Below are 16,081 nucleotides of genomic sequence, written 5' to 3' on the forward strand. Positions count from 1 at the left end.
CATTTGCTTTGCTAGCGTTATCTTGCTTGATAACATTTTTTCGATTCAATTGAACCGAATTTATTGTGATTACATCTTGCTTGTTCAGTTTTCAAGGTTCATTTTGACCTTATAAATAATACTAATGGAGCGGGTGAGGAGAATCGAACTCCCGACAACAGCTTGGAAGGCTGTGGTTTTACCACTAAACTACACCCGCATATGGTGCGCCCAGCAGAAGTCGAATCCACAACCTTCTGATCCGTAGTCAGACGCTCTATCCAATTGAGCTATGGGCGCATTATTATAAAGTTATAATGTTAAAAATATGAAATATTTGGTGCGGTCGAGAGGACTTGAACCTCCACCGAGTTGCCTCGACTAGGCCCTCAACCTAGCGCGTCTGCCATTCCGCCACGGCCGCATCTCATTCAACGAAGTGTTTATATTGTAACACATATAATTCTTAGTGTCAATACTTAATTTCAAAAAATAAAATGGTGAGTCATGCAGGATTCGAACCAGCGACCCTCTGATTAAAAGTCAGATGCTCTACCAACTGAGCTAATGACTCATGACCAAAAATAACAAATGCAATAAATTAATTGGCTGGGGTACCAGGATTCGAACCTGGGCATGATGGAATCAAAATCCATTGCCTTACCGCTTGGCTATACCCCAATATCTAAATGGCGGTCCGGACGGGACTCGAACCCGCGACCTCCTGCGTGACAGGCAGGCATTCTAACCAGCTGAACTACCGGACCATTGGTTGCGGGGACAGGATTTGAACCTGCGACCTTCGGGTTATGAGCCCGACGAGCTACCACTGCTCCACCCCGCGATAATGATATTAATTTAAATNTAAATAAAATTTTCGTATCGTTCAGGTAAGTGGTTACCTTGTCGACTTTTACTATTATAGAGAGGTATACAATAAACGTCAATAGTTTTTTCAAAAAAACTTTTTATTTTTTTAAAAGCTCTCCTAAACATCTGCTACAGCGGTATTTTAACGTATTTATCTTTCTTTGTCGTTGATAGCTTTGCCCACATTTACTGCATACATAATGATGTTTATATAATGTTTTTTTCACTTCCTGTTCAATAGAAGAACAGTGGCGCGGCGCACCTACTCTCGCAAGAAGCTGTTTGAAGTCCCGATCCTTATGCTGATATCCCTTGTTTTCTAAATGTAAATGATAGTGACATAGCTCATGCTTAATAATCCCCGTTAATTCATTCAACCCAAATACCTCAAGCATTTTTTTATTTAATTCGATGTTATGGCTATTTAGCATATAGCGTCCACCGGTTGTTTTTAAACGTTGATTAAAAAAAGCTTGATGCCGAAATGGCTTATGAAAGTATTGCATTGAAATATCACATACTAATTGATGTACTTGTGTATCTGTCACACGTATTCCTCCTCGATAAAAAAAGTACTACCTTCTATTCTACACATAGAAGACAGCACTTTCTATTTATTGTGGTGCAAGCATCGTTAAAGCAATGCGTTCTTTTTTTGTATCAACCGAGTCCACCCATACCGTTACAATGTCGCCAAGTGATACAACATCTAATGGGTGCTTCACAAACCCTTTTTTCAGTTTTGAAATATGCACAAGTCCGTCTTGTTTAACGCCAATGTCGATAAAGGCGCCAAAATCTACTACATTTCGTACTGTTCCTTGTAGCTCCATACCCGGTTTTAAATCATCCATTTTTAAAATATCTTTCTTTAATAATGGCTGAGGGAACGCATCACGTGGGTCACGCATCGGCTTCATTAAAACATCTACCGTATCTTTTACTGTGATTTCACCAATACCTAACTCCTTGCTTAACGCCACAATGTCTAATTGACGTAATGATTCCTCCGCATCCGGTGCACCAATTGTCGTATTGGCGCGTTTTAATAACTCTTTTGCGAGTGGATAGCTTTCTGGGTGAATGCCGGTAGCATCTAACGGATTTTTTGCGTCCATGACACGTAAAAAGCCAATTGCTTGCTCGTACGTTTTCGCGCCAAGTCTTGGCACTTTTTTAAGTTGTGTACGCGCTGTAAACTTGCCAATATCGCCGCGCATCGTCACGATATTTTCTGCGACACTTTTTGATAAACCTGAAACATATTGTAAAAGAGATGCAGAGGCTGTATTCACATCAACCCCTACTTGGTTTACTGCTGTTTCTACGATAAACGTTAATGACTCGGATAATTTTTTCTGCGAAACATCATGCTGGTACTGACCAACACCCACTGCCTTCGGTTCGATTTTAACAAGCTCTGCTAGGGGGTCCTGCAAACGACGTGCAATGGATACCGCACTACGTTGCTCCACTTGTAAATCAGGAAATTCTGCACGTGCCACATCAGATGCCGAATACACACTCGCGCCCGCTTCACTCACAATGACATAAGCCGTATCACTTGAAGCTTCTTGTAACACCTCCGCTACAAAGGCCTCTGATTCACGAGAAGCTGTGCCGTTACCAATCGCAATAATCGAAATCGGATATTTCGCCAAAATCTCTTTCATAATACGCTTCGCATCCTCACGTTTTGCTTTTGGGGGATGTGGATAAATTACAGAGATATCAAGCATTTTCCCTGTATCATCTACGACTGCTAATTTACAGCCCGTACGATATGCCGGGTCAAGTCCTAATACATATTTCCCCTTCATCGGAGGCTGCAATAATAAGCTACGCAGGTTTTCAGAGAAAATATGAATGGCCTGTGCTTCTGCCTTCTCCGTTAATTCCCCGCGTACCTCGCGCTCGATTGATGGTGCAATTAAACGTTTATAACTATCTTCAATCGCGAGTTCAAGCTGTGCAGCTGTTTTTGCTTGGGGGTTTGTAATCCACAAACGGCGCATTGCTTCCTCAATTTTTGCGACAGGCGCTTTAATAGCTACACGTAAAACTTCCTCATGCTCTCCGCGATTAATCGCGAGTGTCCGGTGTGGCACAATTTTAACAAGTGGTTCCTCGTAGCTATAATACATTTCAAAGATGCCTTTTTCGTCCTTCTCCTCATCCTTAACCGATGTAGAGATGACACCTTCCTTCCATGTGAAACGGCGAATTGTTTCGCGAATTTTTGCATCATCACTAAAACGCTCCGCTAAAATATCGCGCGCACCTTGTAATGCTACTTCTACATCTACTTCCTCTGATACAAAGGTTTGCGCTAATTTTTCTGGTGCTTCATTTGGTAGCGCTAGTAATTGGTCTGCTAAAGGCTCTAGTCCTAGCTCTTTTGCAATTGTCGCCTTCGTTCGACGTTTTTGTTTATAGGGACGGTATAAATCTTCCACTTGTTTTAAGATTGTTGCACGCGTAATTTGTGTTTGTAGCTCAGGTGTCAGCTTCCCCTGTTCATCAATCGATGCAATAACCTCTTTTTTACGGTCCTCTAATTGCACTAAATAATGATGGCGATCCTCAATGGCTTTAATTTGTACCTCATCAAGAGAGCCGGTTGCTTCTTTTCGGTAACGCGCAATAAACGGCACTGTATTGCCATCTTCTAGTAATGTAATAACTGCTGTTACCTGCTTCGGTGCGACTGTTAGTTCCTTTGCAATCATCGCTGAAAAATTCATCTACCTCATCCTTTCTCTTCGCCTCATTTTATCATTTTTCTCTATTATCCTTACATAAAAAAAGAAGGCCCGGTTTCCGGTACCTTCGATTAAAGATTGAGCATCACATACGTTAAATCGTCATCTTTATATGTGAGATATTGCTCTGTATCATCTTGCCTCAACGCTTGCCATGTTGTGCAATCAACTAATTGCTTCACATCATTTACCTCGATACCATCTGAGTGAAGGAAGCAACGATCTCCCTTCGTAAAAGAAAATGTCTCTACAAAAGGATTAATTCGTTTGCCTGCTAAATAGCCATAATGCGGCTTTGGATAACTCACATTATTTTCATGAATCAAATAACATGAAATATTGCCAACACCGCAATAATGGATTTGTTGCTGCGTGGAATCAATATAGAGAATCGACGCGACAGCTCCTTGTTGCATACGTAGTGCTTCATTGCATCTATGCATCATATCTTGAATGGATAATGTCTCACTGTATTGTTCTACAGCCTGTGTTACAAGTTTGGCACTTTCATGCGCATTTGGACCGCTTCCTAATCCATCTGTCACAACACAAACGATACGCTCACCAAACTCTCCGATAAAAAAACCGTCACCACAAACATCATATTCTTTTTTATTGCGCTGAAAAACATGATACGACCACTTTATCTTAGACACCACCTGAAGCGATGATTGCCTGCTGTAATTTTTTAATGGCTTTTCGCTGTAGACGCGACACATGCATTTGAGAAATACCTAGACGCTCACCAGCTTCTTTTTGACTTAATTGTTCTAAATAAGTCAGTTGAATAATTTGTTTCTCGCGCTCATTTAAGACATTCATTGCCTCAGAAACAATCATGCGACGATTCGTTTTCTCAAACTCATCATCCTCTTGCCCAACAACATCAAATAATGTCACCGTACTACCATCGGAATCCGATTCAATCGAGTGGTCCATTGATAGCGCTTGGTAGCTACGACTCATTTCCATTGCTTCTAGAATTTCTTCATCCGTCACTTCTAAACGCTCAGCGATTTCCGAGACTTTCGGTGAGCGCTGTAACTCTGTCGTCAATGCTTCTACTGTAGCCTTAATACGTGGACCAAGCTCTTTAATACGGCGAGGCACATGCACATCCCATGTTTTATCACGTAAGAAACGTTTGATTTCACCGACGATTGTTGGGACGGCAAACGCTTCAAAGCTACGACCAAATTCAGGATCAAAGCGACGAATTGCACCGAGCAGTCCTAGCATCCCTACTTGCACAATATCATCATGATACGAACGGCCATTTGAATACTTACGAGCAATTGATTCAACTAAATACTGATAGTTCTCCACAAGACGTGTTTGTGCTTCATCATCTTTTTCTTCTTGGTATCGTTTAATCCAAGCAAGTACTTGTTCCTTTGAGGCATTTCTAGTGGACGTCTGTTTCCACATGTGCATTCACCTGCTCTCGTGAAACATATTTGGTCATGAACACTGTTACGCCATTTTCGTTTAATACTTTTACTTCATCCATTAAACTTTCAATTAAAAATAAACCTAACCCTCCTTCACGAATAAATTCCACTTCCGTTTCTTCGTGATACGGGCCTACTTTTTCTTTTACTTCTTCAAATTCAAAGCTACGGCCATAATCCGCAACCATGATTTCTAATTTATCTTCGTATACTGCGCAACCAACAACAACTTCTTGCTTTTCTTCATCCTCTACATAAGCATGCTGAATCGCATTTGTTACTGCTTCGCTTGTCGCAATTTTTAAATCTTCAATGTCGTCATAAGAAAAACCGAGGCGACTAGCTAAACCAGATACTGTTAAGCGCGCAACGCCAACGTATTGAGTCTTTGATGGGATGCGCATTTCAAAATAATCGAATTCTTTCATCACCTATGCCTCCTCCTCTACATGAATAATGCCGCTTAAACCTGTAATATCGAATAAACGTTTTAAACGTGGAGACAAGCCGATTAGTGTAAGGTCACCGCCATCTGCGATCACACTCTTATAAAATGCGACGATAACGCCAATACCTGTACTATCCATATAGCCTACATCTGCTAAATCAAGTACGGCCTTTTTTGCGCTCTTCGTATCAATTGCAAGTAACTGTTCGCGTAATTTAGGCGCTGTATATGCATCAATTTCACCGCTAATTACACCTAAAACGCTATTATCTTCTTGTATTGTAATATTTACTGTTAAATCCATTATTTACACCTCTGTTTAATTTACTGTACTTTTTTTATTACCGCTAATGTAAAATCATCACGCTGATGAAAGGCCTGGAATTTTTCAAGCGCTTTAAATACACTACGCGCTAAGTCCCCTGGCGTTTCCTCTTTCACATTAAAAATCATCTCAATTAACTCTTCTCGCGTAAGGAAACGTTCATCTTCTGTACGGCACTCTGTTACGCCATCCGTCATAATGATAATCATGTCATTCGCTTCTAGTTTAATTGAACTTTCCGTATAATGAACATCTGGTAAAATCCCTAACAATAACCCTTTTGATTCATCGAGATCATAAAACTTCTGTTCTCGTGCACAATAATAAAGCGCAGGCTCATGTCCTGCCGATGCATATGTAAAAATGGACTCTTCACTGTCATATCGTCCATAGAACATCGAGATAAACATATTATCTTCTACACTTTTTTCAACGATGCGATTTAACACATCGAGCGCATATGCCGGGCTAATACTCGCTTGACCTAATGTATCAAGACCATTTTTCACCATTGACATGCAAAGCGCTGCCGGAATACCTTTTCCGACAACATCCGCTACGCCAACCCCTACAAAATCGCTATCATCATCTTGGAAATAAACATAATCGCCATTCATCTTGCCAGCCGGTACCGAAAGAAAATCAATCTCAACACCATCGAGCTCTGGCTTTTTTGTACGCAGCATCGTATTTTGCACTTTCGCTGCTAATTCAATTTCATGATTCATTGACTCTTGCTGCTCAACTAAGATTTTATGCTCACGTAGCGCTAAGCCATACTGAATCATAAATTCTGTTAGGAAATCGAGCGAAATAATGATATTATCCGTTATTCCTAATTCTTGAATTTCTTCAAGTGCAACTTTGTGGATGCTAATGACCTCTTCTGGTGTAATGTTCTTTTGGACAAGGTGGCGACTGAAGTTTTGGCCTAAATATAAATTTCTCTCTGTTTGATACTTTAAATATTGGCTAAGTAACATTGTATACTGCTTTTGTATCTCTTTCGTAACGCATCCTCACCTATCTGCTAAGACAACCATTTTACAATTGTAATCTTCGTGCCTTCTCCTACTTCTGTTTGAATATCAAATTCATCCATCAAACGCTTTACCCCTGGAAGCCCTGCTCCTAAACCATAAGAAGAAGAATATCCATCTTGAAGCACTAACTGTACATCACTAATCCCTGGCCCATAATCTTCTGCAACAATGCGGATTCCTACTTTACCTTCTTTTTCGAAACGTCCAATCGTGACGCTTCCTTGCTCTGCATACAAATAAATATTTCGAGCTAGTTCACTAATTGCTGTTGTTATACGCGCTTGGTCCACAGCTCCAAAGCCTATCGCTTTCGCTTCACTACGGCCCATTTGACGTGCAGCCACAATATCCCATTCCGTCAAAATGCTCACTGAGGAAACGTCCATTCTTATCCCTCCAATTCTTGTTGTAATCGGTCCAAACCACTCTCTAAATCGAGCGCCGTTAATACATTACTTAATTCAATGCCTAATTCAACAAGCGTAATCGCAATCGGTGGCTGGATACCTGTTAGCGCTACTTTTGCACCCATCATTCCTGCCATTTGAATAACCTCATCAAAGATTCGTGCAATAAACGAATCAATAAATTCAATTGCTGTCAAATCAATCACAACCCCGCGTGCATTTGTTTCATGGATTTTTTCGAGAACATCTTGTTGAAACTGTAATGCTGTTGCATCATCAAGCTCCCATTGAATTGAAATAATTAAACAGTTCTTCAATTTTAAAATCGGCACTTTTGGCTGTATCATCGTTATCACACCTCGCTAATTTTTCTCTTTGTTAAGCGTAATGCCTCTTCTACGCCACGTTGCAATGTACCTGCTGTCATAAATTCATCTAAATCAATGCCAAGCGATACAATCGTCTGGGCAATCTCTGGACGAATGCCGACGATAATACACGTAGTACCTAGTAGCTTCACCGCTTTAACTGCTTGAATAATATGATGCGTCACCATTGTATCAATGACCGGAACACCTGTAATATCGATAAGCAATACTTCTGATTTATGTTTTAATACACCTTCTAAAACATTTTCGATAATCAATTTTGCACGCGTTGTATCAATTGTGCCAACAAGTGGTAAGACGGAGATTTTATCAAGAATTGGTATAATCGGCGTCGATAGCTCTTTTAATGCGATTCGCTGCATATTCATCGCATCTTTATAGCTATGTTCATATTCTTTGAAAAGAGAACGCTCAATGTCATGCATATTTTTATAATTTTCTTTTAAAAAAATGCTTAGTTTTTCAACGGAATGGGTATTTGATTTAAGAACGGCGTCTAATACAGCTTCTTCTACAAGCTGTACAAGTAATACGGTGTCCTGAAAATACTCATACTTTTGACTATATAATTGACAAAGTTGTTGACGTCTTTCCTCATCATTACAATCAATTTGCTCAAATAAATAAATCATGTCGGTGATTTTCTCATTTGCGATTTCTTGTCCATTTCCACGCTGATTCCACGCGTGCTCTACATTTGATGCAATTTCTAACTTATGCTCTTCTATCCAGTTAATCAAAAATCACCATCCCTTCAGTATAATCTTTACACAATTGTATAATATTTCTGTACATAATTCACTTTTAAAAGTCATTTTTTTCTATATCGGCTCAATTTTTATTTCTATACATAACTTTGATAGTTTTTATTTTGAATACAAAAAAGACTACTCGATCTAATAGTAGTCTTTTTTTATGTATACTAAAATTTAATGAGGCCTAAACTAATTTCCAATGCCGATTCTACTTTTTTCATTAATGGTCCGTCTAATTGTGTTATTTTATCTGTTAGTCGAGACTTATCGATTGTTCTAAGTTGTTCTAACAAAATAACCGAATCACGTTCGAAGCCATATTTTTTCGCATCAATTTCGACATGTGTAGGTAGTTTTGCTTTTTGTATTTGTGCTGTAATCGCCGCAATAATGACGGTCGGGCTAAATCTATTTCCAATATCATTTTGAATTATCAACACCGGTCGCGTTCCACCTTGCTCGGAACCGACCACTGGTGATAAATCTGCAAAAAAGACATCTCCGCGTTTTACGTTCACATTTTCATCCTCCGTAAACGAGACGCGCTACCACATACGGCCAGTTACATGCTCCGCTTCGTACTCTACATGCAAACATTCGCTGCATATCGTAAGGTTAATTTGAGACATTTCTTCATATCCCTTAACCATTGCCTCTCGAATATGTTTTTGTTGTTCCTGACGTGCATTTTTTCGCACATCACTTTCATATGCGTAATGTTGAGCAATCTTTTGTAAAACTGCTTCATACGCTTTTTCCATTTCATATTCGGGCAATTGAACTAAATCTAATTGTTTTTGACTCACAGCCAGCACCTCCAAAACAAACTTCAATTTATAGTCGTTCTTAAATAAGCTTAACACCCATACTACCATCGATTGGTAATCTTGAAAAGGTGTAAAACGAAATAAACGATATAAGTAACGTTAGTTTTCTGAATTTTCGTGCCTACTACACCGCCCGAATTAGGCTTTGTAGACGCGTGGAATTCGAGGTGTTAACATGCATGGAATCTCGTAAACAATCGTATTTAGACGGCTTGCCCACTCTTGCATTGTAATTTCATCATTACCTTGTTTACCAATTAAAACAACACGTTCACCAACGCTCATTTTTTTTGGCAATTTAATCATAATTTGGTCCATACAGATGCGTCCAACGATTGGTGCGCGCATTCCTTGTACTAAAAATTCTTGGTTCGCAAGAGCACGAATAACGCCATCTGCATAGCCAACCGGTATCGTACCAATCCATTCGTCTTCTGTCGCTTCATACGTGGCGCCATATCCAACTGTGTCCCCTTTGTGCAATTGTTTCACATGCACAAGCTCCGTTTCAAGTGAAAATGCAGGGCGTAGGTCATATGGTAAATGTTCTTCCACATAAGGTGATGGTGATAAGCCATAAAGCGAAATACCAAAGCGAACCGCATCAAACTGTACATGCTCTTTCACAAGAGATGCAGCAGTATTTGCCGCATGCACGATACGTGGTTTTTTAGGAAGGGACGCCACAAGCTTTTTAAATGTTGCAAGCTGATGCTCATAAAACGTCGTTTGCTCCTCATCCGCTGTCGCAAAGTGTGTAAAGATACCATCTACAATGACATTTTCTAGCTGTGCAGCCTCGTATACAGCGTGTAACTCTTCAGCTGTGCGCACGCCAATTCGACCCATTCCACTATCTACTTTCAAATGAATCAATAAAGGTTTTTCAAATTGTGGTGCAAGTGCTGCTACTTGTTCAAGCCACTCTGTCGAAAATACCGTTAGCGTAATATTATATTTTGCAGCATATGGCGCAAAGTGAACAGGTACTGCTCCTAAAATTAAAATCGGTGCATCCGCAATAAATTGACGTACATGCAGTGCTTCCTCTGGTGTTGCTACCGCAAGCATTGTTGCACCCGCTTTAAGTGCAACCTCCGCAACACGTATATCACCATGACCGTATGCATTTGCTTTAATAACAGCCATAATATGTACGTCCGAATGTAAGTGTTTGCGCAGATTTGAAACATTTGATTGAATCGCTTTTAAATCGATAACGGCCTTTGTAGGTCGAAAATTTTGTAGTTCTTCCATTTTGTCTAACCTCTTCTAATCGTGATTTATTCTAATATTATGTACCTCTCAACTGATGAGGTCAATCTTTTCAAAGGCTCTTTAAAAAGACATTATTTTCGATTTAAGGGCGATAATTTTCTTTACCCCTAAATTATAACTTTAAGCCCATTTTCATAAGAAACTTTACGCTTTCTCCAAAACGACCTGTGCAGCTGCATAGGCCTTTGAATGTGTAATCGATACAAAACCAGGCACTTTCTCACCTTTAAAATAAAGGAGCGGCTGGCCATTTGGTGCCTTTAAAATTTCAATATCATGCAGTGCACAGTCTTTCCCAAGTCCTGTACCAAGTGCTTTCGAAAAAGCTTCTTTTGCTGAAAAACGCCCCGCTAAAAATTCGAGCTGACGTGCTGGCTTTAACGTATCATAAATCGCACATTCCTTTGCAGTCAAAACCTTTTTTCGAAAAGCATCGCTGCGCTCATTTATTTTGGCAACACGCTCAATTTCAATAATATCGAGTCCAATTCCTGTAATCATTTAGCTCATCCTTTCTTTCTTAATCTTGAAACAGGTATAATAATAGTAACTTGGAACGAGAGGTGACGATATGTTCAACCGTAACGAAAAACTGTCGGATTATGTAAAATTGTATCCGATGGTCGCATTCCTTATTATCATTAATTTACTTGTTTATCTCGCTGGTTTAGTGCCATCCATTCGGATTGAAATACTAAATTACGGCGCAGCAGCAAACTGGTTAATTGCAGATGGTGAATATTGGCGCATTATCACGGCCGTCTTTATTCACGGAGGCTTCTTACATATTTTATCAAATATGTTTTGGCTTTACGTCTTCGGTCCAGAGCTTGAAAAAATTGCTGGTAAACTGCGCTTCTTTACGATTTATATGATGTCTGGCATCATCGGCAATGTCGCAACGTACTTTGTTCAAGGACCTGAATATGTGTCCGTTGGTGCAAGTGGCGCCATCTTCGGTATTTTAGGTGCCTTTTTAGCACTCGTTTACTATACGCGTAAGATCTTCCCGCAGCTGCGTCAAATGATTGTGCCGCTTGCGGTGATTTCTGTAATCATCACATTTTTACAGCCAAATGTAAACGCGACTGCTCACATCGCTGGCTTATTAACAGGTGCCGTTTTTGGCTTTATTAATTTCCATCCAAAAAATATTATAAAGTGGCGTGAACAGCGCCAGAAACGTTCATAAAAAAGAGGCTTCCGATTCGGAGGCCTCTTTTTTTTAGTTCATTGGACGATACCAGTTAAAAATCGTCATCAACTTGTCTTTCTCAAAAAACCGTAACGTCGTTTCAGATTCAGCTGTCCCTGCAACAATTGATACATTGATACGTGCTAAATTGCCACGCTCCGCAAAAACACTTTGCCCAACACCTAACGCCTGAATGCGGTGCTTCATCACAAAAAAGGTCTCTTTTGAAATACTGCGTGTCACAAGCGTTAGCTGCTTGTCATACAGCGCAAAGCCTGACGAACGATATTTTAAATACCCTAAAAACATAAGCAACGGTAGCAAGATTAGGCTATACAGACCGTAACCATGTGGCACAAAATAGCTTACTGCTGCTACCGGAAGAATCGCCCACGCACTTGCGAATAATACGAAGCGCCACCAAGCACGTTTTGGCGCCTTCGTTAACGTATATTCAAATTGATACCCCGGGAATAATTCTGCTAACACAGCTAGTCCTTCTCGTTTTTTAATAAGCGGTACGAGTGAGATTTTCGACTCCCCTTCGTCTTCTGTATTGCCAGCGCTTTCTAGCTGAATCGCCGCAAATCCGAAAAGCTGACGGAAAGGCGTTTCAACAATTTTAATGCCTTGGATACGCGATAACGGTACAGCGACACGCTTTTTCTCAAGCAATCCCTTCGAAATAAATAAACGATCCCCTTCTCGCTCCACCATAAAATTCGCATGATTTAAATACGTAATAACGACGGAAATGAGCCAAGAAATGAAAAGTATCACAAATACGATTAATGACACGATTAAAATACCAATCTTCATAAAGTCTTTTAATTCATTAAAAATAAGCTCATACGGAATAATGTCTGATAACTGAGACATAATCGCGGCTACTGCTGAAAAAATCACACCAATCCCACTTGACGTCGTCGCTAAAATAAATAAGTTTTTCGTTGTCATTTTATAGACCGTTTCACGTGTAACAATTTCTTCCTTTTCAGCAATAACGCCCTCTTCAGCGACTTTTTCTTGTCGTTTTGCACGTTTTGTCGCCGTATCAATCCAGTCTGCCTGCTCACGAGAAATAGCGGTTAAATCAATACCAGAATCTTCACTACCTGCTGTCTCAATCGACACTTTTACAAGCCCAAACGGACGGTGAAAAATTCCTTCCTTAAAATTTACACTTTGAATTCGCTCAAACGGCGCATACTGATGCTTTTTAACAAATAAACCTTTCTCCACATGCAGCTCATCATTTTCAACCCAGTACACATGCTTTCGCCATGATAGCCATACGAACACAAGTAAAATGCATAGTAAAAAGAATACAACGAACAGCCCTAATAAAGTCCACTTAAAATTGGGGTCTGCCGGATTCCATGGAATGTTTTTAATATTTAAGATAAAGATAATCGCAAAGCCTGCAATGGTTTCTTTCACGATTTTTAAAAGTTTTAATAAAATCGTAATCGGATGAAGATGCTGTTTCTCATACATCGTCTTCAGCCACCCTTGCTAATGCGGAAATTTTCGAGCGCAGTGCATCCGCCTCTTCTTCCGTTAGCGCCGGAATGGTATGAACGGTTGCCGCTGTCGAAATCGAGATTTCTGCCAGATGATATTTTTTTAAAATCGGTCCCTGCGTTGTATTGACATGTTGTACACGCACCATTGGCACGAGCACGCGTTCAATAATAAATAAACCATATTTCAGTTCAATTTCTTCTTCTCGTACCTCATAGCGCCAATGACGCCATTTTATTTTCGGAAAAATAAAGATTGCTGTAGCCATTTCGATGACTGCTAACGCGATAATAACGATATAAATCCATGAGTACCAATCAAAAAAATACGTTAGCACGCCAATAAGCGCTAAAACGAGCCATACAATGACGGTTTGAATGACACCATGAATACGCCATACCGTAAGTCCTTTTTTAGAAATCTGTTGCTGTGGTTCCTGCAAAATCTTCACCCTTTCTTCGTTAGTCCTCTAAGTTTCTCATACATTACACGCGAGCACAAAAAAAGAGAGGTCAGGGATAATCCCTGGCCTCTCTTGAAATTTGCGTTATTAGCCTTCGTTGTTGTGACGACGAGGACGACGATCTCCGCCTTCGCGACGACGACGGTCTCCGCCGCCACCATTGCCACGACGTTCTCCACCGCGTTCTCCACCTTCACGACGACGACGATCTCCACCGCCATTGCTACGATTACGGTTGCCACCGCGGAAGTTACGGTTACCACCGCGACCGCCACCGTTACCACGGCCACCGCCACCGCCACGACGCATTGGAAGTGGACGTTCTTCAGAAATTTTGATTGGTGTATCATCTGGCTCTTTTGTTAATGATTTAAGAGCAGCTGCAACTAAATCAATTGCATCTGTATCTTTTAATAACTCTTCAGCCATTGCACGGTAAGTGCTTAAATGATTTTTCTCAACGATTTCTTTTAATTGTTGAACTGCAACTTCTTGTTGACCAACTAAAGCTTCATCAGCTGTTGGTGGTTTAAGAGGTGTCATACGTTTTTTCGTAGTTTCTTCTACAATACGTAAGTAGCTCATTTCACGTGGTGTTACGAATGTTACAGCAACACCTGATTTACCAGCACGACCAGTACGACCGATACGGTGAACGTATGATTCTGGATCTTGTGGAATATCGAAGTTGTAAACGTGTGTTACGCCTGAGATATCAAGACCACGAGCAGCTACGTCTGTTGCTACTAATACATCAATTTTGTTTTCTTTGAATTGACGTAATACAGAAAGACGTTTCGCTTGAGAAAGGTCACCGTGGATACCTTCAGCAATGTAACCGCGGATGCTAAGTGCGTGTGATAATTCATCAACACGGCGTTTAGTACGACCGAATACGATTGCAAGTTCTGGTTTTTGAACGTTTAATAAACGAGATAAGATATCGAATTTTTCACGTTCTTGAGATTTCACGAAGAATTGTTCGATGTTATCTACTGTTAATTCTTTCGCTTTGATTTTTACGCTTTCAGGCTCTGTCATGAATGTATCTGCAATTTTACGGATTGCTGGAGGCATTGTAGCAGAGAATAAAAGTGTTTGGCGTTCAGATGGTACGTTTTCTAAGATTGCATTGATATCTTCAATGAATCCCATGTTTAACATTTCATCTGCTTCGTCTAAAACTAATGTTTTAACGTTTTCTAATTTTAACGTACGGCGTTTAATGTGGTCTAAAATACGACCAGGTGTACCTACGATAATTTGTGGTTTGTTTTTAAGTGCGCGGATTTGGCGGCTAATATCTTGACCACCGTACACTGAAAGAATCTTAGAACGTTTACCGTAACCAATTTTGTGTAGCTCTTCAGAACATTGAATGGCTAATTCACGAGTTGGTGCGATTACTAGTGCTTGGATTGTTGGTTCTTTAGGATCTACCTTTTCAATTAATGGAACACCGAAAGCAACTGTTTTACCAGTACCTGTTTGTGCTTGACCGATAATGTCATGGCCTTCAACAGCTAGAGGAATAGTACCTGCTTGGATTGGTGTTGCTTCTTCAAATCCCATACGTTCTAGGGATTTTAATGTAGATTCGCTAATATTTAATTCTGAAAAATTTGTCAAACTTCTCATTCTCCTTTTAGTTAAGTGTGCAGTTGACAAATGGTTACATTTTCAGATGAAAATAGGGCAAATCGAGCCTCATGTCTAGGATGTTCATATCCTGAACGCTTATACCTTCGTTAAAATACGAAGTATGTTTATATAAAGTAAAGCCCGGACTTTGCCGAGCGGTTTAATTTCGAAGTTATAAAACCTCAACATCATTGACCGTTAATGTTCAAAAAAAAGTACTCCCCATATCAAATGACCGGAGAGTCTCATACAAAATGTATCCATTGCTTTAAATATTCTAACATGCGGTTTGTCACTATGCAACGAATAACAACCGATTGAAATTTTCTGAAAATTAACCTTTGTCCATAAAAGCGCTATCATTTTATGCTACTTTAAAGAAAACAATGCCCACCTATGAAATGCAGTGGGTATTCTTTTAACTACTAGAAGTAAAGTGCGATAGGACGCGCCTTTCATCGATTTTTACCTTTTCAAATACTACTAAAAACTAGCAGTATTAACCGAGAAGAAAAGTGTGTTTTTTAGCCTATTAAAAAAGACAATCCTTGAAAATAGTCTTTTTCTTCATGTCTTATCTCATATCAAAAATTTATTGTTTTTCGCTAAAATCGCCATCAAAAAAGAGGCTGGGACAAAACCCTAGTCAATAAGAAAAGACATTCACGATTTTATTCAAATCATGAATGTCTTTTTTATCTGCTTGTCAGCCGTTGTTCATCGT

At 39.9% G+C, this 16,081-nt stretch carries 18 protein-coding genes and 7 tRNA genes; 1 reads left to right on the top strand and 24 read right to left on the bottom strand.

The features are described 5' to 3' along the window. Positions 1-125 precede the first annotated feature (125 nt). The 21 genes from ACFSY7_RS05735 to acpS all read right to left on the bottom strand — a co-directional run bounded on the left by ACFSY7_RS05735 (position 126) and on the right by acpS (position 11,035). Positions 126-199: transfer RNA gene (locus tag ACFSY7_RS05735), tRNA-Gly, on the bottom strand. 3 nt (positions 200-202) lie between these two features. After that, positions 203-279: transfer RNA gene (locus tag ACFSY7_RS05740), tRNA-Arg, on the bottom strand. 38 nt (positions 280-317) lie between these two features. Beyond that, a tRNA-Leu gene (locus ACFSY7_RS05745) sits at positions 318-403 on the bottom strand. A gap of 74 nt (positions 404-477) precedes the next feature. After that, positions 478-553 (bottom strand) — tRNA-Lys (locus ACFSY7_RS05750). 32 nt (positions 554-585) lie between these two features. After that, positions 586-660 (bottom strand) — tRNA-Gln (locus ACFSY7_RS05755). A gap of 9 nt (positions 661-669) precedes the next feature. Then, positions 670-746: transfer RNA gene (locus tag ACFSY7_RS05760), tRNA-Asp, on the bottom strand. A 2-nt stretch (positions 747-748) separates the two neighbouring features. Beyond that, a tRNA-Met gene (locus ACFSY7_RS05765) sits at positions 749-823 on the bottom strand. A 124-nt stretch (positions 824-947) separates the two neighbouring features. Continuing rightward, a complete protein-coding gene (locus ACFSY7_RS05770; protein ID WP_380147179.1) occupies positions 948-1,397 on the bottom strand; it encodes a SprT family protein in 450 nt (149 codons plus the stop codon). A gap of 66 nt (positions 1,398-1,463) precedes the next feature. Next, positions 1,464-3,593 (bottom strand): Tex family protein, encoded by a 2,130-nt coding sequence (locus ACFSY7_RS05775; protein WP_380147180.1) that lies wholly within the window; start codon positions 3,591-3,593, stop codon positions 1,464-1,466. An 89-nt stretch (positions 3,594-3,682) separates the two neighbouring features. Then, the gene (locus tag ACFSY7_RS05780; protein WP_158621046.1) at positions 3,683-4,267 is read right to left on the bottom strand and encodes a PP2C family serine/threonine-protein phosphatase; all 585 of its coding nucleotides are present in this window, start codon (positions 4,265-4,267) and stop codon (positions 3,683-3,685) included. After that, positions 4,260-5,039 carry an RNA polymerase sigma factor SigB gene (gene sigB, locus ACFSY7_RS05785; RefSeq protein ID WP_380147181.1) on the bottom strand — a complete coding sequence of 260 codons (780 nt, stop codon included), beginning with the start codon at positions 5,037-5,039 and terminating at the stop codon, positions 4,260-4,262. Before sigB ends, ACFSY7_RS05780 begins: the two co-directional genes overlap by 8 nt. Next, the gene (rsbW, locus tag ACFSY7_RS05790) at positions 5,017-5,490 is read right to left on the bottom strand and encodes an anti-sigma B factor RsbW (RefSeq protein WP_126991387.1); all 474 of its coding nucleotides are present in this window, start codon (positions 5,488-5,490) and stop codon (positions 5,017-5,019) included. Before rsbW ends, sigB begins: the two co-directional genes overlap by 23 nt. Positions 5,491-5,493: 3 nt before the next feature. Further along, a complete protein-coding gene (locus ACFSY7_RS05795) occupies positions 5,494-5,814 on the bottom strand; it encodes an anti-sigma factor antagonist (protein WP_126991388.1) in 321 nt (106 codons plus the stop codon). A gap of 20 nt (positions 5,815-5,834) precedes the next feature. Further along, on the bottom strand, positions 5,835-6,818 hold the full coding sequence (locus ACFSY7_RS05800) for a SpoIIE family protein phosphatase (protein WP_126991389.1): 984 nt from the start codon (positions 6,816-6,818) through the stop codon (positions 5,835-5,837). 47 nt (positions 6,819-6,865) lie between these two features. Continuing rightward, on the bottom strand, positions 6,866-7,264 hold the full coding sequence (locus ACFSY7_RS05805; protein WP_126991390.1) for an anti-sigma regulatory factor: 399 nt from the start codon (positions 7,262-7,264) through the stop codon (positions 6,866-6,868). Between the two features lie 2 nt (positions 7,265-7,266). After that, entirely contained in the window at positions 7,267-7,632 is a 366-nt protein-coding gene (locus ACFSY7_RS05810; RefSeq protein ID WP_186439686.1) for an STAS domain-containing protein, read from the bottom strand. A 5-nt stretch (positions 7,633-7,637) separates the two neighbouring features. Continuing rightward, entirely contained in the window at positions 7,638-8,414 is a 777-nt protein-coding gene (locus ACFSY7_RS05815; protein WP_380147182.1) for an STAS domain-containing protein, read from the bottom strand. A 182-nt stretch (positions 8,415-8,596) separates the two neighbouring features. Beyond that, complete coding sequence (locus tag ACFSY7_RS05820; protein WP_126991391.1) at positions 8,597-8,947, bottom strand: type II toxin-antitoxin system PemK/MazF family toxin; 351 nt, start codon at positions 8,945-8,947, stop codon at positions 8,597-8,599. A gap of 27 nt (positions 8,948-8,974) precedes the next feature. Continuing rightward, positions 8,975-9,235 carry a hypothetical protein gene (locus ACFSY7_RS05825; protein WP_126991392.1) on the bottom strand — a complete coding sequence of 87 codons (261 nt, stop codon included), beginning with the start codon at positions 9,233-9,235 and terminating at the stop codon, positions 8,975-8,977. Between the two features lie 159 nt (positions 9,236-9,394). Continuing rightward, positions 9,395-10,513, bottom strand: a complete 1,119-nt coding sequence (gene alr / locus ACFSY7_RS05830) for an alanine racemase (protein WP_380147183.1) — start codon at positions 10,511-10,513, stop codon at positions 9,395-9,397. Between the two features lie 165 nt (positions 10,514-10,678). Then, positions 10,679-11,035 carry a holo-ACP synthase gene (gene acpS / locus ACFSY7_RS05835; RefSeq protein WP_126991394.1) on the bottom strand — a complete coding sequence of 119 codons (357 nt, stop codon included), beginning with the start codon at positions 11,033-11,035 and terminating at the stop codon, positions 10,679-10,681. A gap of 70 nt (positions 11,036-11,105) precedes the next feature. Here acpS and ACFSY7_RS05840 point away from each other — a divergent pair, with 70 nt between their 5' ends. Then, entirely contained in the window at positions 11,106-11,726 is a 621-nt protein-coding gene (locus tag ACFSY7_RS05840; protein WP_126991395.1) for a rhomboid family intramembrane serine protease, read from the top strand. A gap of 33 nt (positions 11,727-11,759) precedes the next feature. On the opposite strand, the gene ACFSY7_RS05845 is transcribed toward ACFSY7_RS05840, so the two are convergent. The 3 genes from ACFSY7_RS05845 to ACFSY7_RS05855 form a co-directional block, all read right to left on the bottom strand. Then, positions 11,760-13,226: a PH domain-containing protein gene (locus ACFSY7_RS05845; protein ID WP_380147184.1), complete on the bottom strand. Its 1,467-nt coding sequence runs from the start codon at positions 13,224-13,226 to the stop codon at positions 11,760-11,762. Beyond that, positions 13,219-13,698, bottom strand: a complete 480-nt coding sequence (locus ACFSY7_RS05850; RefSeq protein WP_380147186.1) for a PH domain-containing protein — start codon at positions 13,696-13,698, stop codon at positions 13,219-13,221. Before ACFSY7_RS05850 ends, ACFSY7_RS05845 begins: the two co-directional genes overlap by 8 nt. Before the next feature lie 105 nt (positions 13,699-13,803). After that, positions 13,804-15,345: a DEAD/DEAH box helicase gene (locus ACFSY7_RS05855; protein WP_380147185.1), complete on the bottom strand. Its 1,542-nt coding sequence runs from the start codon at positions 15,343-15,345 to the stop codon at positions 13,804-13,806. Between the last annotated feature and the right edge of the window lie 736 nt (positions 15,346-16,081).

The organism is Kurthia populi, assembly GCF_042686175.1.
In the GTDB taxonomy this organism is placed as follows: Bacteria; Bacillota; Bacilli; order Bacillales_A; family Planococcaceae; genus Kurthia; species Kurthia populi.

What these genes read in the sequence shown, in the direction of transcription:
- alr (WP_380147183.1), bottom strand. Translation starts at nt 10,513, where the DNA reads ATGGAAGAACTACAAAATTTTCGACCTACAAAGGCCGTTATCGATTTA.
- sigB (WP_380147181.1), bottom strand. Translation starts at nt 5,039, where the DNA reads ATGTGGAAACAGACGTCCACTAGAAATGCCTCAAAGGAACAAGTACTT.
- rsbW (WP_126991387.1), bottom strand. Translation starts at nt 5,490, where the DNA reads ATGAAAGAATTCGATTATTTTGAAATGCGCATCCCATCAAAGACTCAA.
- ACFSY7_RS05810 (WP_186439686.1), bottom strand. Translation starts at nt 7,632, where the DNA reads ATGATACAGCCAAAAGTGCCGATTTTAAAATTGAAGAACTGTTTAATT.
- ACFSY7_RS05775 (WP_380147180.1), bottom strand. Translation starts at nt 3,593, where the DNA reads ATGAATTTTTCAGCGATGATTGCAAAGGAACTAACAGTCGCACCGAAG.
- acpS (WP_126991394.1), bottom strand. Translation starts at nt 11,035, where the DNA reads ATGATTACAGGAATTGGACTCGATATTATTGAAATTGAGCGTGTTGCC.
- ACFSY7_RS05795 (WP_126991388.1), bottom strand. Translation starts at nt 5,814, where the DNA reads ATGGATTTAACAGTAAATATTACAATACAAGAAGATAATAGCGTTTTA.
- ACFSY7_RS05840 (WP_126991395.1), top strand. Translation starts at nt 11,106, where the DNA reads ATGTTCAACCGTAACGAAAAACTGTCGGATTATGTAAAATTGTATCCG.
- ACFSY7_RS05800 (WP_126991389.1), bottom strand. Translation starts at nt 6,818, where the DNA reads ATGTTACTTAGCCAATATTTAAAGTATCAAACAGAGAGAAATTTATAT.
- ACFSY7_RS05845 (WP_380147184.1), bottom strand. Translation starts at nt 13,226, where the DNA reads ATGTATGAGAAACAGCATCTTCATCCGATTACGATTTTATTAAAACTT.
- ACFSY7_RS05805 (WP_126991390.1), bottom strand. Translation starts at nt 7,264, where the DNA reads ATGGACGTTTCCTCAGTGAGCATTTTGACGGAATGGGATATTGTGGCT.